Annotated in this window: 24 protein-coding genes; 8 read left to right on the top strand and 16 right to left on the bottom strand. The window is 67.9% G+C overall.

Features of this window, described 5'->3' with window-relative positions:
- The first annotated feature begins 156 nt into the window (after positions 1-156).
- The 3 genes from plsB to LJF27_RS05295 all read left to right on the top strand — a co-directional run bounded on the left by plsB (position 157) and on the right by LJF27_RS05295 (position 4020).
- The gene (plsB, locus tag LJF27_RS05305; protein WP_003113856.1) at positions 157-2661 is read left to right on the top strand and encodes a glycerol-3-phosphate 1-O-acyltransferase PlsB; all 2505 of its coding nucleotides are present in this window, start codon (positions 157-159) and stop codon (positions 2659-2661) included.
- A gap of 143 nt (positions 2662-2804) precedes the next feature.
- Complete coding sequence (locus LJF27_RS05300; RefSeq protein WP_003098642.1) at positions 2805-3203, top strand: YbaY family lipoprotein; 399 nt, start codon at positions 2805-2807, stop codon at positions 3201-3203.
- A 136-nt stretch (positions 3204-3339) separates the two neighbouring features.
- Complete coding sequence (locus LJF27_RS05295) at positions 3340-4020, top strand: DUF4197 domain-containing protein (protein ID WP_003111961.1); 681 nt, start codon at positions 3340-3342, stop codon at positions 4018-4020.
- Positions 4021-4060: 40 nt separating this feature from the next.
- On the opposite strand, the gene mexK is transcribed toward LJF27_RS05295, so the two are convergent.
- Both mexK and mexJ read right to left on the bottom strand, forming a co-directional pair.
- Positions 4061-7138 carry a multidrug efflux RND transporter permease subunit MexK gene (mexK, locus tag LJF27_RS05290; protein WP_023117122.1) on the bottom strand — a complete coding sequence of 1026 codons (3078 nt, stop codon included), beginning with the start codon at positions 7136-7138 and terminating at the stop codon, positions 4061-4063.
- A 4-nt stretch (positions 7139-7142) separates the two neighbouring features.
- Entirely contained in the window at positions 7143-8246 is a 1104-nt protein-coding gene (gene mexJ / locus LJF27_RS05285) for a multidrug efflux RND transporter periplasmic adaptor subunit MexJ (protein ID WP_023117123.1), read from the bottom strand.
- Positions 8247-8341: 95 nt separating this feature from the next.
- Between mexJ and mexL the strand changes: the two genes are divergently transcribed.
- Positions 8342-8980: an efflux system transcriptional repressor MexL gene (mexL, locus tag LJF27_RS05280; protein WP_003098648.1), complete on the top strand. Its 639-nt coding sequence runs from the start codon at positions 8342-8344 to the stop codon at positions 8978-8980.
- Between the two features lie 6 nt (positions 8981-8986).
- On the opposite strand, the gene LJF27_RS05275 is transcribed toward mexL, so the two are convergent.
- The 9 genes from LJF27_RS05275 to ppc all read right to left on the bottom strand — a co-directional run bounded on the left by LJF27_RS05275 (position 8987) and on the right by ppc (position 18265).
- A complete protein-coding gene (locus LJF27_RS05275; protein WP_017148395.1) occupies positions 8987-10264 on the bottom strand; it encodes a cytochrome P450 in 1278 nt (425 codons plus the stop codon).
- A 28-nt stretch (positions 10265-10292) separates the two neighbouring features.
- Positions 10293-11078 (bottom strand): class I SAM-dependent methyltransferase, encoded by a 786-nt coding sequence (locus tag LJF27_RS05270; protein ID WP_003113853.1) that lies wholly within the window; start codon positions 11076-11078, stop codon positions 10293-10295.
- Positions 11079-11133: 55 nt separating this feature from the next.
- Entirely contained in the window at positions 11134-11829 is a 696-nt protein-coding gene (locus LJF27_RS05265) for an extensin family protein (RefSeq protein WP_003113852.1), read from the bottom strand.
- Positions 11830-11833: 4 nt separating this feature from the next.
- Positions 11834-12658: an isocitrate lyase/PEP mutase family protein gene (locus LJF27_RS05260; protein WP_003098657.1), complete on the bottom strand. Its 825-nt coding sequence runs from the start codon at positions 12656-12658 to the stop codon at positions 11834-11836.
- A 72-nt stretch (positions 12659-12730) separates the two neighbouring features.
- On the bottom strand, positions 12731-13597 hold the full coding sequence (locus tag LJF27_RS05255; protein ID WP_003098658.1) for a DUF72 domain-containing protein: 867 nt from the start codon (positions 13595-13597) through the stop codon (positions 12731-12733).
- A gap of 18 nt (positions 13598-13615) precedes the next feature.
- Entirely contained in the window at positions 13616-13963 is a 348-nt protein-coding gene (locus LJF27_RS05250) for a hypothetical protein (RefSeq protein ID WP_023102897.1), read from the bottom strand.
- 73 nt (positions 13964-14036) lie between these two features.
- Complete coding sequence (gene tsaB, locus LJF27_RS05245; protein ID WP_003092483.1) at positions 14037-14717, bottom strand: tRNA (adenosine(37)-N6)-threonylcarbamoyltransferase complex dimerization subunit type 1 TsaB; 681 nt, start codon at positions 14715-14717, stop codon at positions 14037-14039.
- Positions 14718-14820: 103 nt separating this feature from the next.
- The gene (gene adk / locus LJF27_RS05240) at positions 14821-15468 is read right to left on the bottom strand and encodes an adenylate kinase (RefSeq protein WP_003092485.1); all 648 of its coding nucleotides are present in this window, start codon (positions 15466-15468) and stop codon (positions 14821-14823) included.
- Between the two features lie 160 nt (positions 15469-15628).
- Complete coding sequence (gene ppc, locus LJF27_RS05235) at positions 15629-18265, bottom strand: phosphoenolpyruvate carboxylase (RefSeq protein WP_023117124.1); 2637 nt, start codon at positions 18263-18265, stop codon at positions 15629-15631.
- 206 nt (positions 18266-18471) lie between these two features.
- Between ppc and LJF27_RS05230 the strand changes: the two genes are divergently transcribed.
- Entirely contained in the window at positions 18472-18816 is a 345-nt protein-coding gene (locus LJF27_RS05230) for a hypothetical protein (RefSeq protein WP_003092488.1), read from the top strand.
- 8 nt (positions 18817-18824) lie between these two features.
- Here LJF27_RS05230 and cadR read toward each other — a convergent pair whose 3' ends face one another.
- Positions 18825-19295 carry a Cd(II)/Pb(II)-responsive transcriptional regulator gene (cadR, locus tag LJF27_RS05225; protein WP_003103716.1) on the bottom strand — a complete coding sequence of 157 codons (471 nt, stop codon included), beginning with the start codon at positions 19293-19295 and terminating at the stop codon, positions 18825-18827.
- Between the two features lie 113 nt (positions 19296-19408).
- Between cadR and LJF27_RS05220 the strand changes: the two genes are divergently transcribed.
- The 3 genes from LJF27_RS05220 to LJF27_RS05210 all read left to right on the top strand — a co-directional run bounded on the left by LJF27_RS05220 (position 19409) and on the right by LJF27_RS05210 (position 23249).
- A complete protein-coding gene (locus LJF27_RS05220) occupies positions 19409-21631 on the top strand; it encodes a heavy metal translocating P-type ATPase (RefSeq protein WP_023117125.1) in 2223 nt (740 codons plus the stop codon).
- A gap of 379 nt (positions 21632-22010) precedes the next feature.
- Positions 22011-22415 carry a DUF4398 domain-containing protein gene (locus tag LJF27_RS05215; RefSeq protein ID WP_003092495.1) on the top strand — a complete coding sequence of 135 codons (405 nt, stop codon included), beginning with the start codon at positions 22011-22013 and terminating at the stop codon, positions 22413-22415.
- A gap of 48 nt (positions 22416-22463) precedes the next feature.
- Positions 22464-23249: an OmpA family protein gene (locus tag LJF27_RS05210; protein WP_003092499.1), complete on the top strand. Its 786-nt coding sequence runs from the start codon at positions 22464-22466 to the stop codon at positions 23247-23249.
- Positions 23250-23324: 75 nt separating this feature from the next.
- Here the strand turns inward: LJF27_RS05210 and LJF27_RS05205 are convergent, their stop codons facing one another.
- From LJF27_RS05205 to LJF27_RS05190, 4 genes are read right to left on the bottom strand one after another with little or no spacing between them, the layout of a single operon-like run.
- Positions 23325-23846: an O-acetyl-ADP-ribose deacetylase gene (locus LJF27_RS05205; protein WP_003092502.1), complete on the bottom strand. Its 522-nt coding sequence runs from the start codon at positions 23844-23846 to the stop codon at positions 23325-23327.
- On the bottom strand, positions 23843-24166 hold the full coding sequence (locus LJF27_RS05200) for a hypothetical protein (protein ID WP_003092509.1): 324 nt from the start codon (positions 24164-24166) through the stop codon (positions 23843-23845). The genes LJF27_RS05205 and LJF27_RS05200 overlap by 4 nt, the downstream gene beginning before the upstream one ends.
- A complete protein-coding gene (locus tag LJF27_RS05195) occupies positions 24163-25068 on the bottom strand; it encodes an alpha/beta hydrolase (RefSeq protein WP_003103721.1) in 906 nt (301 codons plus the stop codon). Before LJF27_RS05195 ends, LJF27_RS05200 begins: the two co-directional genes overlap by 4 nt.
- Complete coding sequence (locus LJF27_RS05190; protein ID WP_023088105.1) at positions 25065-25811, bottom strand: TIGR00266 family protein; 747 nt, start codon at positions 25809-25811, stop codon at positions 25065-25067. Before LJF27_RS05190 ends, LJF27_RS05195 begins: the two co-directional genes overlap by 4 nt.
- Positions 25812-25865 lie beyond the last annotated feature (54 nt).

Raw genomic sequence — 25865 nt, 5'->3', positions numbered from 1 at the left:
ACAGAACCCGAACGCCTGCCGAAGGTTCTACATTCGCAACCTGTTCGCCGCCGTTCGCCGTAGGACGCGTTGCGTTCTTTTGCGGCCCTCCGGGGATTGCGGCAAACTAGCCGCGCCCGTCACGCCGGGTCCCGATCAACTGCCAGTAGACACCGTATGCCCCGCTACCCTTTCCGCCGCTTTGGTTTTGGCGCCCTGCGCCGCCTGCTGTACCTCTGGGTACGCTCGGAAACCATCAACCAATCGGCCTTCACCCTGAAGATCGACCGCAGCAAGCCGGTGCTCTACGTGCTGCAACAGCCTTCGGTCAGCGATCTCGCGGTAGTGGATACCGAATGCCGCAAGGCCGGGCTGCCGCGTCCGGTGATGCCGGTAGCGGTAGGCGACGCCATCGAGCCGGCGGCGTTCTTCTACCTGACGCCCGAACCCGACTGGCTCGGCCGCCAGGATAAGCGCGGCGCCTCGCCGACCCTGGTGCGCATGCTCGCCGCGGTCGGCCAGAACGGTCTCGACGACGCGCAGATCATTCCGGTCAGCGTGTTCTGGGGACAATCGCCGGACAGCGAATCGAGCCCCTGGAAGCTGCTGTTCGCCGACAACTGGGCGGTCACCGGGCGCCTGCGCAAGCTGGCGCGCATCCTGATCCTCGGACGCAAGACCCGCGTGCAGTTCTCCGCGCCGATCCACCTGCGCGAGCTGGTGGAACAGGGCAAGGGCCACGAACGCACGCTGCGCATGGTCAACCGTATCCTCCGGGTGCACTTCCGCAACCTGAAGACCGCGGTGATCGGTCCCGACCTGTCGCACCGCCGCAACCTGGTCAAAGGCCTGCTGCGCGCGCCGCTGGTACGCCAGGCGATCAGCGAGGAATGCGAGAGCGAACGGATATCCCAGGAAAAGGCCGAAGGCATCGCACTGCGCTACGCCAATGAAATCGCCTCGGACTTCTCCTATCCGGTGATCCGCTTCCTCGAAGTCATCCTCAGTTGGTTCTGGAACAAGCTGTACGAAGGGGTCAAGGTCAACCACATCGAGCGGGTGCAGGACGTGGCCCAGGGCAACGAGATCGTCTACGTGCCCTGCCACCGCAGCCACATCGACTACCTGCTGCTCTCCTACCTGTTGTTCCGCAACGGCCTGACCCCGCCGCACATCGCCGCCGGGATCAACCTGAACATGCCGGTGATCGGCTCGATCCTGCGCCGCGGCGGGGCCTTCTTCATGCGCCGCAGCTTCAAGGGCAACCAGCTCTACACCGCGGTGTTCAACGAGTACCTGCACACCCTGTTCTCCCGCGGCTTCTCCACCGAGTACTTCGTCGAGGGCGGCCGTTCGCGCACCGGGCGCATGCTCCACCCACGCACCGGCATGCTCGCCATCACCCTGCGCAGCTTCCTCCGTGACTCGCGCCGGCCGATCGTCTTCGTGCCGGTCTACATCGGCTACGAGCGCGTGCTGGAAGGCCGCACCTACCTCGGCGAACTGCGCGGCGCGACCAAGAAGAAGGAGTCGATCTTCGACCTGTTCAAGGTGGTCGGCGCCCTGAAGCAGCGTTTTGGCCAGGTCTGGGTGAACTTCGGCGAGCCGATCCATCTCGACCAGTTCCTCGACCGCCACCAGCCCGACTGGCAGGACCAGGACCTCGGCCCGGAATACCGCCCCGACTGGCTGCCGCAGACCACCAACCTGCTGGCCAAGGACGTCGCCCGCCACCTCAACGACGCGGCGGCGATCAACCCGGTCAACCTGGTCGCCCTGGCGCTGCTCTCCACCAGCCGCCAGGCCCTCGACGAAAGCGCCCTGGCGCGAATCCTCGACCTCTACCTGGCGTTGCTGCGCAAGGTGCCCTACTCGCCCAGCGCGACCCTGCCGGACGGCGACGGCCAGGCCCTGATCGAATACGTGAAGAGCATGAACCTGCTGGCCGAGCAGAAGGACGCGCTGGGCCGCATCCTCTATCTCGACGAACAGAACGCGGTGCTGGCGACCTACTACCGCAACAACGTCCTCCACGTCTTCGCCCTGCCGGCGCTGATCGCCAGCTTCTTCCAGAGCAACTCGCGGATCAGCCGCGAACAGTTGCTGCGCTTCGCCCGCGCGCTCTATCCCTACCTGCAGGCGGAACTGTTCATCCGCTGGAGCCTGGACGAACTCGACGCGGTGATCGACCAGTGGCTGGCGGCCCTGGTGGAACAGGACCTGCTGCGCCAGGAGAACGACACCTTCATCCGCCCGGCGCCAAGCTCGCGGCAATACGTGCTGCTGATCCTCCTCGCTCGTTCGGTGACCCAGACCCTGCAGCGCTTCTACATGGCCATCGCCCTGCTGCTCAACGCCGGGCAGAACGCCCTGACCGCCGAGGAACTGGAGAACCTCTGCACCGTGATGGCCCAACGCCTGTCGATCCTGCATGGCCTGAACGCCCCGGAGTTCTTCGACAAGAGCCTGTTCCGCCACTTCATCCAGACCCTTCTCGACCTGCGCGTGCTGCGCAAGGACGAGGCCGGCAAGCTGAGCTACCACGAACTGCTCGGCGAACTGGCCGAAGGCGCCGCCAAGCGCGTGCTGCCGGCGGAGATCCGTCTGTCGATCCGCCAGGTGGCGCTGGAGCGCCCCGCCGAGGAAGCCGCCGCCGAAAGCAACGACGCGGCCGCCAACTGAAGCCCGGCGCCCGCCCCGCGAGGGACGGGCGTCGCTCCGCTGAAATATCCTGCGACCTTTCCCTGTTCCGGCCCGGCAACCTATGCTGGTTTCCCGGGTCAGAGGCCCGCTCGTTTTTTTGTTCCGTCTGAAAGGAGGCTCCCATGAAAAAACTGCCATTGCTGCTCGCCGCCAGCATTCTCGCCGGCTGCGGTACCCAGCAATCGACTTCGAACGCCAGCTTCGATGGTGAGGTCTTCTACCGCGAGCGTATCGCCCTGCCGCCCTCGGCGCGCCTGAGCGTGAGCCTGGAAGACGTGTCCCTGGCCGACGCCCCCTCGGTGCAGTTGGCCAGCCAGACCCGCGAGATCACCAGCCAGGTGCCGCTGGCGTTCCACCTGGAGTACGACCCGAAGCAGGTCAAGCCGGGCCACAGCTATGCGGTGAGCGCGCGCATCGAGCTGAACGGCCAGTTGCTGTTCATCAACACCACCCGCCACTCGGTGAAACTCGACGGCAGCGACCCGCAGCCCTATCGCGTGCAGGTCGAATCGGCGCGCTGAAGCACACCGCGGCATGCCGCCGGTGCGAACCGGCGGTTCCCTCCAGTACACTCCACCTCCTATTCGCTACCGGTTGCCGATCCACCTCACGACGAGCGGCCGGATACCCCGTACGTTCCACATCAAGGACGCTGTCATGTTCCGACTCACTGCCCTCTGCGCCGGCCTGCTGCTCTCGGCCAACGCCCTCGCCCTGTCCCTCGCCGACCTGTCGCAGAACGACGCCTCCAGCGGTCTGAAGGACGCCCTGACCCAGGGCGCGCAGATCGCCGTCCGCCAGCTTGGCCAGCCGGGCGGCTTCAACAACAACCCGGACGTGCGCATCGAACTGCCCGGCAAGCTGGGCAAGGCGGCGAAGCTGATGAAGCAGTTCGGCATGGGCGCCCAGGTCGACCAGCTCGAGGCGAGCATGAACCGCGCCGCCGAGGCTGCCGTGCCGCAGGCCCAGGGCCTGCTGGTGGAGGCGGTGAAGAAGATGACCGTGGCCGACGCCAAGGGCATCCTCAAGGGCGGTGACGACGCCGCCACCGAATACCTGGACAAGTCCAGCCGCGAACAGCTGCGCGCGAAGTTCCTGCCGATCGTCAAGCAGGCCACCGACGAGGTCGGCCTGGTCAAGCAGTACAACGCCTTCGCCAGCCAGGCGGCGACCCTTGGGGTGGTCGATGCGAAGAGCGCCAACGTCGAGGGCTATGTCACCGAACAGGCCCTCGACGGGCTCTTCGAGATGATCGCCAAGCAGGAGAAGAGCATCCGCCAGAACCCGGCGGCGGCCGCCACCAGCCTGGCCAAGAAGGTCTTCGGCGCGGCCAGGTGAGTCGACGGACGGGGCGCGATCGCCCCGTCCCCTTCTCCCGTCAGGCCCGCGCCTCGTCCTTCTTCACGCGGAACCAGGCGGCATAGAGCGCCGGCAGGAACAGCAGGGTGAGCACGGTGGCGACGATCAGCCCGCCCATGATCGCCACCGCCATCGGCCCGAAGAACACGCTGCGCGACAGCGGGATCATCGCCAGCACCGCCGCCAGCGCGGTCAGCACGATGGGCCGGAAACGCCGCACGGTAGCCTCGATGATGGCGTGCCAGCGATCCAGTCCATGGCTGATGTCCTGTTCGATCTGGTCCACCAGGATCACCGAGTTGCGCATGATCATGCCGGCCAGGGCGATGGTCCCGAGCATCGCCACGAAGCCGAACGGCTGGCGGAACAGCAGCAGGAACAGGGTCACGCCGATCAGGCCCAGCGGTGCGGTGAGGAATACCATCGCCATCCGCGAGAAGCTGCGCAACTGCACCATCAGCAGGCTCAACACCACCACGATGAACAGCGGCACGCCGGCGTTCACCGAACTCTGGCCCTTCGCCGCGTCCTCCACCGTGCCGCCCACCTCCAGCAGGTAGCCGTCCGGCAACTCGGCGCGGATCGGTGCCAGGGTCGGGGCGATCTGCGCGACCAGGGTCGCCGGCAGCGAATCGTCGTAGATATCGGCGCGCACGGTGACCGTCGGCAGGCGGTTGCGGTGCCAGATGATGCCCTCTTCGAAGCCGTATTCGAGCGTAGCGATCTGCGACAGCGCCACGCTCCGGCCATTCTCGGTCGGCACCGCCAGGCTCGGCAGCAACGACAGGTCACGACGCTCCTGCTCGGTGCCGCGCAGGAGGATCTCGATCAGCTCGTTGTCTTCGCGGAAGAAGCTCACGTGCGAGCCGGTCAGCGCGCTCTGCAGGAACTGCGACAGGCTGGCGGTGCTCACCCCCAGGGCACGGGCGCGCTCCTGGTCGATGCTCAGGTACACCACCTTGCTCGGCTCTTCCCAATCCAGGTGCACATTCACCACGTGCGGGTTCTCGCGCATCTTGTCGGCGACCTTGCGCGCCAGTTCGCGAACCTGCGGGATGTCCTCGCCGGAAACCCGGAACTGCACCGGATAGCCCACCGGCGGCCCGTTCTCCAGGCGACTGATGCGGCTGCGCAGGTGCGGGAAGTCCTCGTTCATCCGCTCGATCAGCCACTTGCGCAGCGCCTCGCGGCTCTCCAGGTCCTTGGCCAGCACCACCACCTGGGCGAAGCTGGCCGCCGGCAATTGCTGGTCCAGCGGCAGGTAGAAGCGGGGCGAGCCAGTGCCGACGTAGGCCACGTAGTTGTCGATGCCGTCATGGCCCTGCAGCATTTTTTCCAGGCGCTGGACTTCCTCGCCGGTAGAGCGCAGTGAGGCGCCCTCCGCCAGCTTGATGTCCAGCAGCAGCTCCAGGCGCGCCGAGGGCGGGAAGAACTGCTGCGGCACCAGGCGGAACAGCAGCAGCGCGCCGACGAAGGCGGCGAGGGTTAGGACGATCACCGTCTTGCGGTAGCGCACGCACCACTCCACCAGACGCCGGAAGCGCTGGTAGAAGGCCGTAGCATAGGGATCGTAGCCATCGGCGCTGCCGCCGTGCTTCTCCGCGTGCAACCTGGCCAGGTCCGGCAGCAGCTTGGCCCCCAGGTAGGGAACGAAGACCACCGCGGCGAACCAGGAGACCACCAGGGCGATGGTCACCACCTGGAACAGCGAGCGGGTGTATTCGCCGGTGCCGGACTGCGCGGTGGCGATCGGCAGGAAGCCGGCGGCGGTGATCAGGGTGCCGGTGAGCATCGGGAAGGCGGTGCTGGTCCAGGCGAAGCTGGCCGCCTTGAGGCGGTCGTAGCCCTGCTCCATCTTCACCGCCATCATCTCCACCGCGATGATCGCGTCGTCCACCAGCAATCCCAGCGCCAGCACCAGGGCGCCGAGGGAAATCTTGTGCAGGCCGATGCCGAAGTAATGCATGGCGGCGAAGGTCATCGCCAGCACCAGCGGGATCGACAGCGCCACCACCAGGCCGGTGCGCAGGCCGAGGGAGAAGAAGCTCACCAGCAGGACGATCACCAGCGCCTCGGCCAGCACCCGGATGAACTCGCCGACCCCGGTACGTACCGCCGCCGGCTGGTCGGACACCTTGCGCAGTTCCAGTCCGGCCGGCAGCGACTGCTGCAGGCGGGCGAACTCGGTTTCCAGGGCCTTGCCCAGCACCAGGATGTCGCCGCCCGGCTTCATCGCTACCGCCAGGCCGATGGCGTCCTCGCCCATGAAGCGCATGCGCGGCGCCGGCGGATCGTTGAAGCCGCGGCGAACCTCGGCCACGTCGCCGATGCGGAAGGTGCGGTCGCCGACGCGGATGGGGAAGTCGCGGATCTCCTCCACCGAATCGAAACGCCCGGAAACGCGCAATTGCACGCGGTCGCTGGCGGTCTCGAAGAACCCGGAGGAGGCCACCGCGTTCTGTTCCTCCAGCGCCTTCTGCACCGCCGCCAGGGGCAGGCCGAGGGTGGCCAGCTTGGTGTTGGACAGGTCGATCCAGATCTTCTCGTCCTGCAGGCCGATCAGTTCGACCTTGCCGACGTTCCTGATCCGCTGCAATTGCAGTTGCAGGCGGTCGGCATAGTCCTTCATCACCGCATAGTCGAAGCCCTTGCCGGTGAGCGCATAGATGTTGCCGTAGGTGGTGCCGAACTCGTCGTTGAAGAACGGGCCCTGGATGCTTTGCGGCAAGGTGGCGCGAATGTCGCTGATCTTCTTGCGGATCTGGTACCAGAGTTCGGGGATCTCGCTGGAATGGATGTCCTCGCGGGCCATGAAGGTCACCTGCGAGACGCCGGGGCGGGAGAAGGACACGATGCGATCGTAGTCGCCGGTTTCCATCAGCTTCTTCTCGATACGCTCGGTGACCTGCCGGGCCACCTCTTCGGCGCTGGCGCCCGGCCAGTTGGTCTGCACCACCATGGCCTTGAAGGTGAACGGCGGGTCTTCGCTCTGCCCCAGCTTGCTGTAGGACAGCGCGCCAACCGCGCCAAGCAGGATCATCAGGTACAGGACGATCTGGCGATTCTGCAACGCCCAGGCGGAAAGGTTGAAGGACATGCGACTACTCCTTGGCCGCCAGTTTCACCGTGCGGTTGGCCCGGTCGATCGGACGCACCTGCTGCCCTTCGCGAAGCACCTGGACCCCGGTGGCCACCACCCAGTCGCCAGACTTCAGGCCTTCGAGCACCGGCACCCGGTCCTCGGCATAGGGACCGGTGCGCACCGGCTGCCGGCGCAGGGTCGAGCTGCCCGGTTCGACCACCCAGACGAACGCCTGGCCGGCCTCTGCGGTCAGCGCCGACAAGGGAACCGATAACGGCACCGCCTCGGCGGCGGCGACGTAGACCCGCGCGCTCTGGCCCAGTTCGGCCGGAGTCGCGCGGTCGTCGAAGGCCACCCGGGCGGCGAAGGTACGCGATTGCGGATCGGCCGCGGGCGAAAGCTCGCGGATATGCCCGGCAAAGCGTCTGTCGCGTTGCGACCAGAGTTCGACCGACACCGGCTGGCCGATGCGGAAACGTTCGAAGCTGTGTTCCGGCAGGCCGATCAGCACCTCGCGCTCGCCGTCGGCGGCCAGGCTGAAGACCGTCTGCCCGGCCGCCACCACCTGGCCCACCTCGACGCGCCGGCTGGCGATCACGCCATCCTGGGGCGAGCGCAGCACGGCGTAGCCGGCCTGGTTGTCGGCGACGTTGAATTCGGCGCGGATCTGCTTCAACCGCGCCTCGCCGGCGCGGTAGCTGTTCTGGATGTTCTCGAACTGGGAATGGCTGACCAGGTTGCGGTCGAGCAAGGTGCGGTAGCGCCGGTACTCGGCGCGCACGGTCTGCAAATTGGCCTCGGCGGCACTGACCTGGGCCCGCGCCGCCTCCAGTTGCAGGCGCACGTCCTGGGGATCGAGTTCGGCCAGGGGCTGGTCCTTCTTCACCCGCTCGCCGACTTCCACCAGCCGGCGGATGACCTTGCCGCCGATGCGGAAGGCCAGCTCCGGCTCGTGGCGGGCGCGGATCTCGCCGGGAAAGGCCTGGCTCACCTCCCCCGCCGGCTGGGGCTGGACGACGATCGCCGGACGCGCCGCGGCTGGCGGCGGCGTGCCGTTGCCGCAGGCGGCGAGGAACAGGGAGGAAAGCAGGGACAGGGCGACGAGCGGGATATGGCGGTACATGTGACACCTTCCGCAAACTGCGTTCGAGTTCTTATACTGGGCGGTATAGTAAAAATACAGAACCCATCAGTCCAGTATTTCAATTGTATAAGCGCATGTCAGAACCCACCTCCTCCGTCGGTCCCGGCCGGCCCAAGGACCCGGCCAAACGGGAAGCCATTCTCGAGGCGGCCAAGCGCCTGTTCCTCTGCAACGGCTACGACGGCAGCAGCATGGAAGCCATCGCCTCGGAAGCCGGCGTTTCCAAGCTCACCGTCTACAGCCACTTCACCGACAAGGAAACCCTGTTCAGCGAAGCGGTGAAGGCCAAGTGCGCCGAGCAGCTTCCCGCCCTGTACTTCCAGCTGGCCGAAGGCGCGCCGCTGGAAAAGGTCCTGCTGAATATCGCCCGCGGCTTCCACCGGCTGATCAACAGCCACGAGGCGATCGCCCTGACCCGCCTGATGGCCGCGCAGGCCGGGCAGAACCCCAAGCTTTCCGAGCTGTTCTTCGAGGCCGGGCCGAAGCAGGTGATCGACGAGATGGAACGCCTCCTCGAGCAGGCCCGCCGCAGCGGCAAGCTGGCGTTCCCGGACGCGCGCCACGCCGCCGAACACTTCTTCATGCTGGTCAAGGGCTGCGCCAATTACCGTCTGTTGATCGGCTGCGCCGAACCGCTGGACGAGGCCGAAGGCGAGCGGCACGTGGAAGAGGTGGTGGCGCTGTTCCTGCGCGCCTTCGCCGCGGGCGGCTGACGCGGCTCAGGCGCGACGGCGGAAACGCACCCGCGCTCGCTGCGGACGCAGTGAAAACCAGCCGCGCGGCGCCAGGTCGCCGTCGTGCATGATGTCCCAGTGCTCGACCCAGTAGGCCAGCGCCGCCGCCAGATCGATCATCGCCATCGCGGTGCCGGGGCAGGCGCGGTCACCGAGGCCGAAGGGGAAGTAGGCGCCACGCGGCCAGCGCGCCGGTTCGAGGAAGCGCTCGGGACGGAACTCCAGCGGCGCCTCGAACCAACGGGGATCGCGCTGGGTGATCCAGCTCGAGACCATGGTCACGTCGCCGCGCTTCAGCCGCTGGCCGAACACCTCGATGTCCGCCGTCACCTGCCGCGGCGCCAGGCCGTAGGCCGGCGGGTACAGGCGCAGGCACTCCTGCAGGACCGCCCTGAGCAGCGCGCAATCGCGCAGGTCGGCGACCGAGCGGATCGCCGTCCAATTCACTCGCGCCAGCTCGGCGCGTAGCCGCGCGAGCAACTCGGGACGCTGGGCCAGCAGCAACAGGCTCCAGGTCAGGGTCACGCCGGTGGACTGGTGGGACGCCATGAGCAGGGTGCAGAGTTCATCGCGCAGGTCCGCCAGCGGCCGCGGCGAGCGCTCCGCCACCTCACCCACCGCCTCGCGCAACTGGCCCAGCGCCCAGCGCTTGCGCGGACACAGTTTGCTCGGAAACCAGTGGCCCAGCGGCAGGCCGGTGCTCATTTCCAGCAATGCCACCCGCGACAGCAGGCGCACCGCCTTGGCGATCCGATAGGCCGACGGTTGCAGGTCGACGTCGAACAGCGCGTGACCGCTGAGGGTGACGCTGAACGCAGCCATTTCCAGGTCGAGGTCGTATTCGCGCCCCTCCTCCACCCGCTCGCCCCACTCCGCGGCCAGGCGGCGAACCTCGCTGGCCGGCGGCGGCGCCAGGTGCGGCCGTACCTCCTTGCGCCGGGCCTGGGCGGGGGCGCCCTCGCGCATCATGAAGCTGCGCCCGTTCCACTGTTTCAGCATGCACAGCGCCGGCTGCCAGCGTTGCAGGTCATCGCGGCGATCGACCATCAATTCCTGCACCGCCTGCGGATGGAACAGGCACCAGAGGCGCTGCGGGCCCATGCGGGCGACCGCGAGGTCCGGCTGCGCGACGTGCATCTTCTGCAACCAGGCCAGCGGATCGCGCTGCATCTCCAGCCAGTGGCGGGCGCCGGCACGCCCGTCGTTGGCCCAGGGCAGGTGCGCCAGGCGCCGGCGAATCGGACAATCGATGGTCTGCTGCATGCTCGCCGCCTCCCTGCGGTGTCGACACTCAGCCCTTGCCCAGGGCTTTCTTCGGATAGATGTCGTAGCGGCTGGACTTGCCTTCCAGGCTATAGCCGGGCTTGGGCCCTTCGATGATCGGCGCCTTGCGCGGGCGCTTCACCACCACCCGGTGGCTGGCCAGGGCCAGGGCCGCCTGCAACAGCGCCGGGGCGTCGAGATCGTCGCCCACCAGCGGCCGGAACAGACGCATTTCCTTCTTCACCAATGCGCTCTTGTCGCGATGGGGAAACATCGGGTCGAGGTAGACCACCTGCGGCGCCTCGCCATCCCAGGCGCGCATCAGGTCCGCCGAGTTGCCGCCGAGCAGACGCATCCGCGCGGCGATCGGCGCCACGTCGGGATCGCGCCGGGCGCGCTCCAGGCCATCCTCGAGCAGGGCGGCGATCAGCGGCTGGCGCTCGACCAGGGTCACCTCGCAGCCCAGGCTGGCGAGGACGAACCCATCCCGGCCCAGGCCGGCCGTGGCGTCCAGGACCCGCGGACGGATGCCTGGCTGGACGCCGACCGCCTTGGCGATCATCTGTCCGCTGCCGCCGCCGAACTTGCGCCGGTGGGCGCTGGCGCCCTCGACGAAATCGACCCGCACCGGACCGGGGGAGTCCGCCCCCAGTTGCAAGACCTGCAAGCCCTGCTCGCCGACCTGCACGGCGAACTCCGCCTCGTCGTCCGCCGCCAGCGGCAGGCCGAGCCGCTCCGCCCAGCGCCGCGCAGCCTCGGCGCAATCGGCGGACAGGGCTTGGACATGCAGGCGAGGAGCGGCGGAATCGGTCATGGTCGGGCAATCGTCGGGGAAAGCGCGGATTTTGCCAGAGTTGACCCGCACGCGCTCACCGGCAGACCTTCCATAGGCCCATGTCGAGGTGGAAGTGATCCCGGTGGGCGGCGTTGTAGTCGGGCCCCAGCACCGCATTGAAACTGGCGCAGGCGCCGTCCCGCACGCGGCGCAGGAAGCGCCCGTCGGCGCTCTCGCCGGCCCAGTCCGTGGCCAGGCGGATCCGCCTCCCGTCGGCCAGGCGGAAGCCGCTGATGTCCAGGGCATTGGCCGAGGCATGCTGGCTGCGCCGACCGTCCTCGCGGTTGTAGACGTTGCGGCAGGCGAAGCTGCCGACATGCTCGACCCGCGCCAGCGGCTGGCCATAGATGTCCAGGGCTGCCGGTTGCAGCACGTGCCGCTCGAACAACGCATAGCTCACCGCCAGCGGGCAACTGGCGAGAAAGCTGCTGCTCAACTCCAGCGCCGCCCCACGCACGCGCAGGCTGTTGCTCAACGGGCAGGTAGCCGATGGCGGGTCGTCGGCTACCCGCTGGTAGCGCAGTTGCGAGGTGGCCAGGGCGGCGTCGCAGAGGCTCCGGTCGTCGGCCAGCCGCCATAGCTTGTAGCGGGTCAGCAGGTTCGGCGGTTCGCGCACGTCCAGCGGCAGCCAGGGATTCCAGCGCGCCGGCAGATCGAGCCACTGGTAGCGCAGGGCGCCGACGGCCCCCGCCAGCAGCAGTAATGGCAGCAACCAGGCCAGGCGGCGCACGGGTTCAGCGGAACAGGTCGTTGATGCGGTCGAAAGGCATCGCCGCACGGGTCGCTTCCAGGTCGCGCCGCGCCAGCGCCTGCGCCGCCTGATGGAAAGCGCCGAAGGCGACCCGGGCAAGATTCGAGCCCAGGCTCACGCGCTTGACGCCGAGGGCTTCCAGCTCGTCCAGCGACAGCTCCAGGCGCGGCGAACCGACCAGCACGTTGATCGGCTTCGGCGCCACCGCTTCGAGCACCGCGACGATCTGTTCGCGGCGGTTCAAACCGGGCGCGTAGAGCACATCGGCGCCGGCATCGGCGTAGGCGCGCAGACGCCGCAGGGTGTCGTCGAGATCCTCGCGACCATGCAGGAAGTTCTCCGCGCGGGCGCAGAGGGTGAACGGAAATGGCAACGCACGGGCAGCCTCGACCGCGGCAGCGACCCGCTCCAGCGCGGCGGAGAACTCATAGATGGGCTGTCCGGCGCGCCCGCTGGCATCCTCGATGGAACCACCGACCAGACCGGCCTCGGCGGCCAGGCGGATGGTCGTGGCGCAGTCTTGCGGAGCATCGCCGTAGCCGTTTTCCAGGTCGGCGGCGACCGGCAGATCGGTGGCGGCGACGATCGCCCGGGCGTTTTCCAGCGCCTCGGTCCGGCTCACCGCGCCTTCCGCGTCGCGCCGGCCCAGGGAGAACGCCAGGCCTGCGCTGGTGGTGGCAAGGGCATCGAAGCCGAGGCTGGCGAGCATCTTCGCCGAACCGGCATCCCAGGGATTGGGCAGGACCAGCATGCCGGGCCCCTGGTGCAGGTCGCGGAAACGTTCGGCGCGTTGGCGTTGGCTGGTCATGGCGGCGGGCTCCGTGGCGGGGAAAGGACTCCCTAGCCTAGGCGCAGGCCGGCGGAGCGTCGAGCGCCGCGCTCAGAGCAGGCCCAGTTGCTCCACTTCCGGGGCCGGGATCGGCTCGGGTAGCGCCGGCAAGCCTGGCAGGCGCTGGCCCAGCAGCGCATGGAAACGCTGGGCCTGCTGGGCCGCCAGGTGATTGTCGGGGGTATGCAGGAATACGTATGGAGTCAGGCCGGCCTCGATCCAGTCGGCCACCTTGTCGACCCAGGGCAAAAGGAACACCTCGTTGGCCGGCAGGTCGGGACCGCCGATGAAACGCACCTGTGGCGTATCGCTGAAGGCCGCCGGACGGATCGGCAGGCGCGGCTTCTTCGACTGGGCGTGGAGCACCGCCGGATCGTCCGAACGGCAACTGAACAGCGCCCGCGAATCCAGGCAGATGCGCTCCACGCCACGCTCGCGCAGGTGGCGGTTGAGCAGGCGCTCGTCCTCGCCTTTGTCGAAGAACGCCGGGTGGCGTACTTCCACGGCAATCCGTCGCGGACTCAGCTCATCGAGGAAATACAGCAGTTCGCCCAGGCGCTGCGGGGTGAACGCCGCCGACAGTTGCAGCCACAGCGGGCTGACCCTTTCGCCAAGCGGCGCCAGCAGTTCGAGGAAGTCGCCGGCGGCCTCGAGCCGTTCGCGCAGGTCGCCTTCGTGACTGATATCGCGGGGAAACTTGGCACAGAAGCGGAACCCCGCCGGCATCGTCTCGGCCCAGCGCCGCACGGTTTCCGCCGAAGGCCGGGCATAGAAGGTGGTATTGCCCTCGACCGCGTTGAAGATGCCGCCGTAGTGTCCGAGGTAGTCGGCGGAACGCAATTCGCGCGGATAGAAGCTGCCGCGCCAGGCCGCCTCGTTCCAGGATGGACAACCGAGGAAATAAGGAAGGGAAACCACGGGAGCGCAGGGAACCGCTCAGGCGTAGAGGTCGAGGCCGAGGACATCCTCGGCGCCGGCGTCGATGTTGAGGCTGGCGGTGGAGTTGTAGCTGGCCAGGGCCATCGCCGCATGGCTGCTTACCGGGCGCTGGAACGCCAGCAGGTCGCGGGCGCTGACCGGCAGGCTGTCGCCGCCCGCCGAACTGGCCTGGACCTTGCGCGCCTGCGGCGCCTGCTCGAAGCCCTGGCTGCCGGAAACCGGCGCCGGCTGCTCGCGCCGCGCCTCGACCTCGCGCTGCACGTCGCGATACGGCGTGACCGCGGAGCCCGGTCGGGCGCTGCGCTCCAGCGACAACGAAGAGGAAGAAAGTCCGTCGATAAGCATGATCAAAACCCGGGGAAGTCTCCACACTCTAGCCAGCCCCGAAAGGCTTGGCAATTACCGCTGCGCGGCATTTTCAGGGCGCTTTTTTCGGCGTCGCCACGTTGTCGCGCAGGTACACCGGCAGCGCCTGTTCCGCCTCCACGCCTTCGCCGCGCGCCCAGGCGAAGCCGGCCAGGCTGAGCAAGTCCTCGGCATGCGGCAGCAGGCTCGCGTCCAGCGCGGCCGGGCGCTGCGGCATGCGCTCGACGTAGCCCCAGCCGGTGCCGGCGCCGAACCAGTCCGCGGCAGCGGCGTCCCACGGTACGGCGACCCGCTCGGGCGGCAGTACCGCTTCGCTGCCGGCCAGGCGCATCTCGCCCTGTTGCAACTGGTAGCAACCCCAGTAGACCTCGTCCATCCGCGCGTCGATGGCCGCGGCGACCCGCTCCGCACCCTGCTCGCGGTAGGCCCGCTGGGCCAGGATCGCCAGGTCGGAGACCGCCAGTACCGGGCGCTGCAGGGCGAAGGCCAGGCCCTGGACCACGCCGATGGCGATGCGCACGCCGGTGAAGGCGCCCGGACCGCGCCCGAAGGCGATGGCGTCCACCGCGGACAGGGCGACGCCGGCCTCGTCGAGCAGGTCGCGGACCATCGGCAGCAGGCGCTGGGCGTGCAGGCGCGGGATCACCTCGTAGTGACTGAGCGCCCGCCCCTCGTGGAGCAGGGCGACGGAGCAGGCTTCGGTGGAGGTATCCAGGGCCAACAGAGTGGACATCGACGGTTCCGCGTGGTGAAAAAGACGCCGATTGTACCAGCCTTCGCCGCCCCGGAAACGCCGACGGCCCGCAAGCGGGCCGTCGGTGCTACAGCGCTGCGGATCAGCTCAGGGCCGAAAGCACTTTCGCGGTGATCTGCTCGACCGAGCCGACGCCGGCGATGCTGTGGTATTTCGGGGTGCCTTCGGCGGCCGACAGCTTCTGGTAGAAGTCGACCAGCGGCTTGGTCTGCGAATGGTAGACCGACAGGCGGTGACGCACGGTCTCTTCCTTGTCGTCCTCGCGCTGGATCAGCTCTTCGCCGGTAACGTCGTCCTTGCCGGCGACCTTCGGCGGGTTGTGCTCGGTGTGGTACACGCGGCCGGAGGCCGGATGCACGCGACGACCGGCGATACGCGACACGATCTCCTCGTCGTCGACGGCGATCTCGACCACATGGTCGATGGTCACGCCGGCGTCCTTCAGCGCTTCGGCCTGCGGGATGGTCCGCGGGAAGCCGTCGAACAGGAAGCCCTTGGCGCAATCGGCCTCGGTGATGCGTTCCTTGATCAGGGCGATGATGATGTCGTCGGATACCAGGCCGCCGCTGTCCATCACGCCTTTCACCTGCTGGCCGAGCGGGCTGCCGGCCTTGACTGCGGCGCGCAGCATGTCGCCGGTGGAGATCTGCGGAATGCCGAACTTCTCGGTGATGAACCGTGCCTGGGTGCCTTTGCCGGCACCGGGTGCCCCGAGCAGAATCACACGCATCGATATGCTCCTTAGAATTGGTAAGCGAAAGTCTGGATCCGCCTCGTGGGGCCAATCTCGTATTTGCAGGAAACGGCACTGTATGGCGCCGAAAAGGCTGTCCAAGATACACAGCGCCCCCCCACCGCACAAGACACCGAAAGTTGCCCCCCGCCTTCCCTCATCCGGTGTTGCGCAGTCCGGCGGCGACCCCCGCGACCGTCACCAGCAGCGCCTGCTCCAGGCCGCCGCAGGCGTCGCCCCGGCAGCGCCGCGAACGGGCCAGAAGCTCAGCCTGGAGCAGGTGCAGCGGGTCTAGATAGCTGTTGCGCACGCTGATCGACTCGCGGGTCTCGCTGGCGTGGGCGAGCAGCAGCGACTGCCCGGTCAGTCCCAGTACCACGCGCACCGCCTGCGACAATAGGTCGCGTAAACGACGCCCCAGCGGACGCAGCTCGAGCGGCACTAGACGTTCGTCGTAGAGCCGCGCGATATCCGCGTCGGCCTTGGCCAGGACCATTTCCAGCATGTCGATGCGGGTGGTGAAGAACGGCCATCGCTCGCGCATCTGCCCGAGCAGCGCGCCCTCGCCACGCTCGATGGCGTTCAGCAAGGCGGTCTCCCAGCCAAGCCATGCCGGCAGCATCAGGCGCGTCTGGGTCCAGGCGAAGATCCAGGGAATCGCCCGCAGGCTCTCCACCCCGCCTTCGCGGCGCTTGGCCGGGCGGCTGCCCAGCGGCAGACGGCCCAGTTCCTGCTCGGGCGTGGCCAGGCGGAAATACTCGACGAACTGCGGATCGTCGCGCACCACCCTGCGGTAGGCCAGCAGCGCGTCCTTCGCCAGGCGGTCCATCTGCGCGCGCCAGGCCGGCTCCGGAGCCGGCGGCGGCATCAGGGTCGCTTCCAGCACTGCGGCGAGGTAGAGATTGAGGTTCTGTTCGGCGATGTCCGGCAGACCGAACTTGAAGCGGATCATCTCGCCCTGTTCGGTGACCCGGAAGCGCCCGGCCACCGAACCCGGCGGCTGCGACAGGATCGCCGCGTGGGCCGGCCCGCCGCCGCGGCCGACGGTACCGCCGCGGCCGTGGAAGAGCAGCAACTCGACCTCGTGCTGGCGGCAGATCTCCACCAGTTTCTCCTGCGCCCGGTACTGCGCCCAGGCCGCCGTGAGGGTACCGGCGTCCTTGGCCGAATCGGAGTAGCCGATCATCACTTCCTGCACCCCGGACAGCCGCGAACGGTAGCCCGGCAGCGTCAGCAGGCGCTCCATGCAGGGGCCGGCGTTGTCCAGGTCGTCGAGGGTCTCGAACAGCGGCACCACGCGCATCGGCCAGTCGACGCCGCTTTCCTTTAGCAGCAGTTGCACCGCCAGCACGTCGGACGGCTGGCCGGCCATCGAGATCACGTAGGACCCCAGCGACGCCGGTGGTGCGGCGGCGATCGCCCGGCAGGTGGCGAGCACCTCGGCGGTATCCGCCGAAGGCTGGTAGTGCGCCGGCAGCAGGGGGCGGCGGCTGTTCAGTTCCTCGAGAAGGAATTCCAGGCGGGTCTTCTCGTCCCACTCGTCGTAGCTGCCCAGCTCCAGGTACTCGGTGATCTCGCTCAGCGCGGCGGCATGGCGGGCCGAGTCCTGGCGCACGTCCAGGCGTACCAGGAACAGGCCGAAGGTGGCGGCGCGGCGCAGGCAGTCGAGCAACGCGCCATCGGCGATCGCGCCCATGCCGCAGGCGTGCAGCGACTCGTGGCACAGTTGCAGCGGCTCGACCAGGTCGCGGTTGTGCTCCAGGACGCCCTCCGCGGCCGGCACCTCGCCGGCCAGGGCCTGGTGGGTCCAGTTGCGGGTCACGCGCAGGCGCTCGCGCAATTGCTTGAGCAGGGCGCGATAGGGCTCGGCGCTATCGCCGACCCGCGCCAGCAGCTGCGGCGAGGCCTGCTGCATGGACAGCTCGGCGGCCAGTCGGTCGATATCGCGCAGGTACAGGTCGGCGGCCATCCAGCGCGCCAGCAGCAGGACCTCGCGGGTCACGCTGGCGGTGACGTTGGGATTGCCGTCGCGGTCGCCCCCCATCCAGGACGCGAAGCGCAGCGGCGCGGCGGTCAACGGCAGGCGTTCGCCGGTGCTGCGCAGGAGTACCTCGTCGACGTGCCGAAGGACGTTCGGCAAGGCCTGCCAGAGAGAATGTTCGATCACCGCGAAGCCCCATTTCGCCTCGTCCACCGGGGTCGGCCGGACCTTGCGGATCTCGTCGGTATGCCAGGCCTCGGCCACCAGCCGCTGCAAGCGCTGCTGGATGCGACTGCGCTCCTCCGGCAGCAGGTCGGCATGGTCCTTGGCCGCCAGCTGCGCGGTGATCGCATCGTATTTCTGGATCAGCGTGCGCCGCGCCACCTCGGTGGGATGGGCGGTCAGCACCAGTTCGATCTCCAGCCCGGCGAGCTGGCGAGCCAGTTGCCCGGGGGCATGCCCGGCGTCCTTGAGACGCCCCAGCAGCTCTTCCAGCACCAGGTTCTCGAAGGGTTCCGGCTCGTTCGGCCGGCGCCGGCGGATACGGTGGTATTGCTCGGCGATATTGGCCAGGTTGAGGAACTGGTTGAAGGCCCGCGCCACCGGCAGCAGTTCGTCTTCCTCGAGCCCGTCGAGGGTGGCGGTGAGCTGCTGGGCGCCCTCCGCGGAACCGCGGCGGGCAGCCTTGGCGCCCTTGCGGATCAGCTCGATCTTGTCGAGGAACCGCGGGCCGTACTGCTCGCGGATGGTGTCGCCGAGCAATTCGCCCAGTTGGTGGACGTCCTCGCGCAGGCGCGCATCGATCTCCGGCATGACCTGTCTCCACTGCGGGTGGGAAACCAGCTTGGCTCAGGCGCCCCCGCGCTTACAAGCCCGCAGGGTGCCAGTACGGCGCCGCCGGGCCGGAAGCGAGGCTGCCGGCGCCGATCGGGTCTAGTCTGAAGGAAGTGCCCGCACCGAGGCACGGCCCCACGAGGGCCCCCCAGCACGCCCGCCACGACCGGGCTGAAGAGGTCAGCATGAAGATCCGTGAGCTTGTCCGCCATTGGGAACACACCGCCAAGGGCCGCATGGCCCGCAACCACTACAGCATCCCGCTGGACGTCGAAAGCGCCGCGCGCCTCGCCGCGCTGCACGAGATGTATCCGCGGCGCAGCGTCGAGGAACTACTGGGCGAGCTGGTCGGCGCCGCCCTGGAAGAACTGGAGGCGAGCTTTCCCTACGTGAAGGGGAGTCAGGTGGTGGCCACCGACGAACAGGGCGATCCGCTCTATGAGGATGTCGGCCCTACCCCACGCTTCCTGTCGCTCTCGCGCAAGTACCTGCACGAACTGGTCGCGCAACAGGACACCTCCAGTCACTGAGCGCGGCTTCAGCCATGCCGGCGGTGCACGCCGGGGACGTGCATGTGCCCGGCCTCGGCGCATTCCTCGGCGATTGGCGACAGCGGCGCGGGCTGCTCCAGTTCGCGGAGGATGCCGCAGGCCTGGCTGTTGCCGGCGACCGTGCAGCGCGAACCGAGATCCCGCAGTTGCTCGCGCAATGCCTGGAGTTCGGCGATGCGCACCTCGACGTGATGCAGGTGCTCGTCGATCAGCCGGTTGGCGGTGCCGCAATCCGCCTCGGGACGGTCGCGCAACGCCAGCAGGGTACGGATTTCCTCCTGGGTCATGTCCAGCGAGCGGCAGTGACGGATGAACGACAGGCGCTCGACATGCGCCAGGGTGTATTGCCGATAGTTGCCTTCGCTACGCGCAGGCTCGGGCAACAGGCCTTCGCGCTCGTAGTAGCGGATGGTCTCCACCGGGCAACCGGTTCTCTTCGCCAGCTCACCGATCTTCATGCCAACCCTCCTCCAATCGCCGACGCGGCTACCCGAATTGGCAGTACCGCTTGACTCTGTAGTTGCTACAGGGTGTGCAATCGCACCCAACACGTCAAACGGGAATTGTTTCCATGAGCCACGAACACGCCGACACTTGCTGTCACGGTCAGGGTCACGGTCATGATCATGGGCACCGCCACGCGCCTCGCCCGGCGGTGGCCGCCATCGGAACCCTGGCCGGCAACGCCGAGTTGCGCTGGAGCGACCTGCGCATCGAAGCGATGGACTGCCCGACCGAGGAACGCCTGATCCGCGACGCCCTCGGTCGCCAGCCGGCAGTGGAGTCGCTGGAATTCAATCTGATGCAGCGCCTGCTGCGCGTCCAGCATCGCTTCGACAGCGTCGAGCCGCTGCAGAAGCTGATCGCCGGCCTCGGCATGCAGGCGGTGCCGCTGGATGCCGGCGAAAATACCGACGGCCCCTCGCAAGCGCCGGCGAAGCCCTGGTGGCCGCTGGCCCTGGCCGGCGCGATGGCGCTGGCCTCGGAGATCGTCGAATGGTTCGGCCTGGCGCCGGACTGGGTGGTCGCCGGCCTCGCCCTGCTGGCCATCCTCGGCGCCGGCCTGCCGACCTACCGCAAGGGCTGGATCGCACTGAAGAACCGTAACCTGAACATCAACGCCCTGATGAGTATCGCCGTGACCGGCGCCGTGCTTATCGGCCAGTGGCCGGAAGCGGCGATGGTCAGCGTGCTGTTCGCCATCGCCGAGTTGATCGAGGCGAAGTCCCTGGATCGCGCGCGCAACGCCATCCGCGGCCTGCTGCAACTGGCTCCGGAACAGGCCACCGTGCTGGTCGGCGGCGAATGGAAGGAACTGCCGGCCAAGCAAGTGGGACTGGAAGCCACCGTGCGCGTGAAGCCCGGCGAACGCATCGCACTCGACGGCGAGGTGACCAGCGGCCGCTCCAGCGTCAACCAGGCGCCGATCACCGGCGAAAGCCTGCCGGTGGAGAAGGAGGTCGGCGAGCCGGTGTTCGCCGGCAGCATCAACGGCGAGGGCGCGCTGGAGTACCGCGTCACCCGCCGCGCCGACGACAGCACCCTGGCCCGGATCATCCACGCCGTGGAGGAAGCCCAGGGTTCCCGCGCACCGACCCAGCGTTTCGTCGACAGTTTCGCCCGCGTCTACACCCCGGTGGTATTCCTCATCGCCCTCGCCACCGCGGTGCTGCCGCCGCTGCTGTTCGGCGGCGCCTGGCTGGACTGGATCTACCGCGCCCTGGTGCTGCTGGTGATCGCCTGTCCCTGCGCGCTGGTGATCTCCACCCCGGTGACCATCGTCAGCGGCCTTTCCGCCGCGGCGCGCCTGGGCATCCTGATCAAGGGCGGGGTGTTCCTCGAACTCGGGCGCAAGCTGTCCTGGGTCGCCCTCGACAAGACCGGCACCATCACCCATGGCAAACCGCAACAGACCGACTACCTGCCGATCGCGGAGGCTGACGGGACGGATGCGCGCCTGCTCGCCGCCAGCCTGGCCGCGCGTTCCGACCACCCGGTATCGCGCGCCGTGGCCAACGCAGCGGAAGAGGACGGCCTTGCCCTGGGCGTGGTCGAGGACCTCGCCGCCTTGCCGGGACGAGGCGTCAGCGGACGCATCGACGGCGTCCTCTACCACCTCGGCAACCATCGCCTGGTGGAGGAACTGGGCCTCTGCTCGCCGGCCCTGGAAGAGCGCCTGGACGCCCTGGAACGCCAGGGCAAGACGGTCATCGCGCTGTGCGATCCGCAGCGCGTGCGGGCCCTCTTCGCCGTCGCCGACGGGGTCAAGGACAGCAGCCGCGAGGCGATCCGCGAGCTGCACGCGCTGGACGTGAAGACCCTGATGCTCACCGGCGACAACCCGCACACCGCAGCCGCCATCGCTGCCCAGGTAGGCATCGACGCAGCTCGCGGCAACCTCCTGCCGGAGGACAAGCTGCGTGAAGTGGAAGCGCGCCAGGCCGACGGCTCGCGGGTCGGCATGGTCGGCGACGGGATCAACGACGCGCCGGCCCTGGCCCGCGCCGACATCGGCTTCGCCATGGGCGCGGCGGGCACCGACACGGCCATCGAGACCGCCGGCGTCGCGCTGATGGACGACGACCTGCGCAAGTTGCCGCAATTCGTCCGGCTGTCGCGCACCACCCACGCGATCCTGGTCCAGAACATCACCCTGGCCCTGGGCATCAAGGCGGTGTTCCTCGCCCTTACCCTGGCAGGCGAAGGCACCCTGTGGATGGCGGTATTCGCCGACATGGGCGCCAGCCTGCTGGTGGTGTTCAACGGTCTGCGACTGTTGCGCAAGCGTTTCTAAAAGGCCCCACTGGCCTCCTCCAGCCCCACTCAGGTGGGGCTTTTTTCTGCCCGAGTGTTCCGTCCTGGAGCGCTGCGGCAGTTGTGCGTTTCGTGGACTAGAGCCCTGTAGGACGGGCTTTAGTGAGCAGAGGTGGCGTTCTGCGACCACGCCGGAAGCCGACTGTTCAGTCAGAAAATTTCAGATTTTTTTTTGAACCCCTGAACCAGCGGGGGAGTCACTAAAAGTACATGGCCAATCGCCAAGCCCCTGAAACAGAGGCCTGGCAGAGGCTTGCTCAGTGAGCAGGAAGAAAAGACCGGAGGGCCGGAAACGCGCCCACGGTAATGGCCAGAGATGAAAGCCAAGGAATCAGCATCCCTGTCAGAGGAAATTTCCCATGGAGCAAAAAGCGATGAGCAAGCAACACACCGGTTCCCTGCGTGGCCTCAAGCTGGCCCTGCTGGCCGTAGGCAGCAGCCTGGTCCTGGCCGGCTGCGCCGGCAACCCGCCGACCGAGCAGTTCGCCGTGACCGAATCCGCGGTGAATAACGCGGTGAGCGCCGGCGGTCCGGAATATGCCCCGGTCGAGATGAAGTCCGCTCAGGACAAGCTGAGCCAGGCGCGCATCGCCATGAACGACAAGGAATACGACCAGGCCAAGCGCCTGGCGCAGCAGGCCGAGTGGGACGCCCGGGTCGCCGAGCGCAAGACCCAGGCCGCCAAGGCGCAGAAAGCCGTGAAGGATGCCCAGCAGGGCGTCATGGAACTGCGTGAGGAAGGCATGCGCGATACGCAGCACTAAGCCGGATTCCGCCCTTCTTTCGTCGATTCGTGATTAAGGATGACCCCTATGCGTAAGTACATTGCCCTCCCCGCCGTATCCCTGCTGGCCCTGGCGCTGGCCGCCTGCTCCACGCCGCCGAACGCCAACCTGGAACAGGCCCGCAGCAACTTCTCCGCGCTGCAGTCGCAGCCCGACGCGACCAAGGTCGCGGCCCTGGAAACCAAGGACGCCGGCGACTGGCTGGCCAAGGCCGACAAGGCCTACCAGGATGGCGAAGACCAGCGCGACGTGGACCAACTGGCCTACCTGACCAACCAGCGCATCGAACTGGCCAAGCAGACCATCGTCCTGCGCAATGCCGAGGCGCAGTTGCAGAACGCCTCCGCCCAGCGCGCCCAGGCCCGCCTCGACGCGCGCACCGCGCAACTGGACAAGCTGCGTAGCCAACTGAATGCCAAGCAGACCTCGCGCGGCACCATGGTGACCTTCGGCGACGTTCTGTTCGATCTCGACAAGTCCGACCTGAAGCCCGGCGCCATGCGCAACATCCAGCAACTGGCCGAGTTCCTCCAGCAGAACCCGGAGCGCCAGGTGATCGTAGAGGGCTACACCGATAGCACCGGTTCCGCCAACTACAACCAGCGCCTGTCCGAGCGTCGTGCCGACTCGGTGCGCATGGCCCTGCTCAGCCGCGGCATCAGCCCGGAACGCGTAGCCACCCGTGGCTACGGCAAGGAATATCCGGTGGCCAGCAACGGCACCAGCTCCGGCCGTGCCATGAACCGTCGGGTGGAAGTCACCATTTCCAACGACGCCAAGCCGGTCGCGCCACGCTCCTCCGTCAGCGGCTGATAAGCCCTACGGAAGCCCAAAAGCCCCGCCATCCGGCGGGGCTTTTTCATGGGTGGGGCTTGAGCTTTCCAGGTATCAGCGGGCCACAGGCCGCTCGCCGAGCAAGCGCTGGTAGCGCTCGGCCATCGAGCTATCGAAGGCAACCAGGACGATTTCCTCCAGGCTGCTGTGCGCCGGGCGTTGCCGGCAGACCTCTTCGACGGCAATGGCCGCGGCCTGCTCCAAGGGATAGCCGTAGATGCCGCAGCTGATGGCGGGGAACGCGACGCTGGCCGCCCCGGCCTGCTCGGCCAGCGCCAGGCTGCGCCGGTAGCAGCTGGCCAGCAGCTCCGCTTCGCCGTTGTCGCCGCCGCGCCAGACCGGGCCGACGGTGTGGATCACGTGGGCCGCCGGCAGACGGAACCCACGGGTGATCTTCGCCTCGCCGGTCTTGCAACCGTGCAGCAGGCGGCAGGCCGCCACCAGTTCGGCACCGGCGGCGCGGTGGATGGCGCCGTCGACACCGCCCCCACCGAGCAGCGAGGAGTTCGCCGCGTTGACGATGGCATCCACCGCAAGACGGGTGATGTCTCCCTGCCAGACGCGGACCTCGGTCATTTCACTTCCTGCGGGACTTCCTGTCCGGCGCAGCGCACGGCGTGCTTCCTGTTGTCCACCAGCACGCCGGAAAGGCCCTTCTGCTCGGTGTCGAACAGCACCAGGACGCCATCGATGCACTGCGCGACCTGCTTGGCCGGCTCCAGGGACAGCTTCACATCTTCGCCGGGCAGGCTCTTCAGCATGGTGAAGTCGGCCAGCAACAGGGCGTCCTGCGGCTTGGCGAAATGCAGGTAGCCGTAGTACCAGAGCACGCCGACGGTGACGAAGATGGTACCGATGCCGGTCAGGATGCAGGGGAGTACGTTACGGTCGCTCATGGATTGCCTTCGGGTTTCGCGGATTCGCGGTTCGGGATTTCGGCCAGCCGGCGCAGGCCGGTGAAGCCATGGGGATCGTCGAGGAAGCGCAGCATCACTTCCTGCCAGGTCGCTTCGGCGAAGGTCTGCACGTGGCCGCCTCGGGTCAGTTGCAGGACCTTCGGCGGCCGCGCCTGGCGGTACAGGGCGATGCCGTTCTCGAGGGGCACAATGGTATCGTCGATGCTGTGAAAGAACAGCATGGGTGCGCCAGAAAGCCGCGCCACCGAATGGATGGCGCTGTCGTCGTCGGGCACCAGCCAGGACAGCGGCACCTGCAGTGGCCAGGTCAGCCAGGAACCGTCCAGCATGTGCCGGGCGATGCCGCGGTAGCTCGCCGGTACCCCGTCGAACACCAGCGCCTTGAACTGGCCCTGGCGCTGCGGATGCTCGGCCAGGTAGTGGATCGCCAGCGCGCCGCCGAGACTCTGCCCCAGCAGCACGCGCTCGGTGCCCTTCACCTCCGGCGCCTGGTCGAGCCAGGCGAACGCCGCGTCGATGTCGCGGTAGACCTCCGGCAGTCCCGGCTGGCCCTCCGACTGGCCGTAGCCGCGATAGTCGAGCATCAGCACCTGGTAGCCCTCGGCGGGCAGCCACCACGTGCCGCCGAGGTGCCAGGACAGGTTGCCGCCGTTGCCGTGCAGGTAGAGCACGGTGCCTTTCACCGGCACGCCTTTCTTCGCCGGCAGCCACCAGGCGCGCAGGCGCACGCCGTCGGCGGTGGTCAGGGTGACGTCGCGGTACTCCAGCCCGGCGCGCGCCGGAGTGATCTGCACCACCGGCTCGGGATAGAACAGCAGCGAACTGCAGCCACCGAGGAACAGCGCGCCGAGTACCAGCAGCGGGATCAGCAGGCGCTTCATCCGTTGTTGGTCCTTACCTCTTCGCGGGCGCGAAAGGTGGCGTCGTAGATGCGCCCGGCCAGGCGCGAGAACGGCAGGCTCTGCAGCCAGACGGTGCCGCTGCCCTTGAGGGTGGTCAGCAGCAATCCTTCGCCGCCGAACAGCATGCTCTTCAGGCCGCCGGCCAGTTGCACGTCGTAGTCGATGCCGTCGGTGAAGGCCACCAGGCAACCGGTGTCGACCCGCAGCGTCTCGCCATTCAACTGGCGGCGGATCAGCGTGCCGCCGGCGTGGACGAAGACCAGGCCATCGCCCTCGAGCTTCTGCAGGATGAAGCCCTCGCCGCCGAAGAAACCGGCGCCCAGGCGCTTGGTGAAGGCGATGCCGACCCGGGTGCCATAGGCTGCGCAGAGGAACGAGTCCTTCTGGCAGAACAGGCACCCGCCGACATCGTCCAGGTCCACCGCCACCACGCTGCCCGGATAGGGCGCGGCAAAGGCCACGTGCTGCTTGCCCTGGCCTTCGTTGGTGAAGTGGGTCATGAACACCGACTCGCCACCGAGCTTGCGCTTGCCGGCGCTCCACAGCTTGCCCAGCAGGCTGCCGTCGGAGCCGTCGCCCATCCGCGCGGTGAAGCGGATGTCGCCGGTCATGTAGTTCATCGCCCCGGCCTCGGCGATCACGGTTTCCCCGGGGTCGAGTTCGATCTCCACGGTCTGCATGGATTCGCCGAGGATGCGGTAGTCGAGTTCGTGGCTGGCCATCGCCGTTCTCCTTGCTTGCCGGCCGACCGCCCGCGCGCACCGGGAAAGACCGGC

This window comes from Pseudomonas sp. 203-8, assembly GCF_020708595.1.
GTDB lineage: Bacteria > Pseudomonadota > Gammaproteobacteria > Pseudomonadales > Pseudomonadaceae > Pseudomonas > Pseudomonas aeruginosa.
Note: the sequence above shows the minus strand (reverse complement) of the source record. Positions and strands in the feature narration are given on the sequence as shown.

What these genes read in the sequence shown, in the direction of transcription:
- LJF27_RS05210 (WP_003092499.1), top strand. Translation starts at nt 22,464, where the DNA reads ATGCGTAAGTACATTGCCCTCCCCGCCGTATCCCTGCTGGCCCTGGCG.
- LJF27_RS05190 (WP_023088105.1), bottom strand. Translation starts at nt 25,811, where the DNA reads ATGGCCAGCCACGAACTCGACTACCGCATCCTCGGCGAATCCATGCAG.
- LJF27_RS05260 (WP_003098657.1), bottom strand. Translation starts at nt 12,658, where the DNA reads ATGACCAGCCAACGCCAACGCGCCGAACGTTTCCGCGACCTGCACCAG.
- LJF27_RS05230 (WP_003092488.1), top strand. Translation starts at nt 18,472, where the DNA reads ATGAAGATCCGTGAGCTTGTCCGCCATTGGGAACACACCGCCAAGGGC.
- mexJ (WP_023117123.1), bottom strand. Translation starts at nt 8,246, where the DNA reads ATGTACCGCCATATCCCGCTCGTCGCCCTGTCCCTGCTTTCCTCCCTG.
- plsB (WP_003113856.1), top strand. Translation starts at nt 157, where the DNA reads ATGCCCCGCTACCCTTTCCGCCGCTTTGGTTTTGGCGCCCTGCGCCGC.
- LJF27_RS05205 (WP_003092502.1), bottom strand. Translation starts at nt 23,846, where the DNA reads ATGACCGAGGTCCGCGTCTGGCAGGGAGACATCACCCGTCTTGCGGTG.
- LJF27_RS05195 (WP_003103721.1), bottom strand. Translation starts at nt 25,068, where the DNA reads ATGAAGCGCCTGCTGATCCCGCTGCTGGTACTCGGCGCGCTGTTCCTC.
- LJF27_RS05295 (WP_003111961.1), top strand. Translation starts at nt 3,340, where the DNA reads ATGTTCCGACTCACTGCCCTCTGCGCCGGCCTGCTGCTCTCGGCCAAC.
- tsaB (WP_003092483.1), bottom strand. Translation starts at nt 14,717, where the DNA reads ATGTCCACTCTGTTGGCCCTGGATACCTCCACCGAAGCCTGCTCCGTC.
- ppc (WP_023117124.1), bottom strand. Translation starts at nt 18,265, where the DNA reads ATGCCGGAGATCGATGCGCGCCTGCGCGAGGACGTCCACCAACTGGGC.
- LJF27_RS05275 (WP_017148395.1), bottom strand. Translation starts at nt 10,264, where the DNA reads ATGCAGCAGACCATCGATTGTCCGATTCGCCGGCGCCTGGCGCACCTG.
- mexL (WP_003098648.1), top strand. Translation starts at nt 8,342, where the DNA reads ATGTCAGAACCCACCTCCTCCGTCGGTCCCGGCCGGCCCAAGGACCCG.
- adk (WP_003092485.1), bottom strand. Translation starts at nt 15,468, where the DNA reads ATGCGTGTGATTCTGCTCGGGGCACCCGGTGCCGGCAAAGGCACCCAG.
- LJF27_RS05200 (WP_003092509.1), bottom strand. Translation starts at nt 24,166, where the DNA reads ATGAGCGACCGTAACGTACTCCCCTGCATCCTGACCGGCATCGGTACC.
- LJF27_RS05215 (WP_003092495.1), top strand. Translation starts at nt 22,011, where the DNA reads ATGGAGCAAAAAGCGATGAGCAAGCAACACACCGGTTCCCTGCGTGGC.
- LJF27_RS05250 (WP_023102897.1), bottom strand. Translation starts at nt 13,963, where the DNA reads ATGCTTATCGACGGACTTTCTTCCTCTTCGTTGTCGCTGGAGCGCAGC.
- mexK (WP_023117122.1), bottom strand. Translation starts at nt 7,138, where the DNA reads ATGTCCTTCAACCTTTCCGCCTGGGCGTTGCAGAATCGCCAGATCGTC.
- LJF27_RS05270 (WP_003113853.1), bottom strand. Translation starts at nt 11,078, where the DNA reads ATGACCGATTCCGCCGCTCCTCGCCTGCATGTCCAAGCCCTGTCCGCC.
- LJF27_RS05220 (WP_023117125.1), top strand. Translation starts at nt 19,409, where the DNA reads ATGAGCCACGAACACGCCGACACTTGCTGTCACGGTCAGGGTCACGGT.
- cadR (WP_003103716.1), bottom strand. Translation starts at nt 19,295, where the DNA reads ATGAAGATCGGTGAGCTGGCGAAGAGAACCGGTTGCCCGGTGGAGACC.
- LJF27_RS05300 (WP_003098642.1), top strand. Translation starts at nt 2,805, where the DNA reads ATGAAAAAACTGCCATTGCTGCTCGCCGCCAGCATTCTCGCCGGCTGC.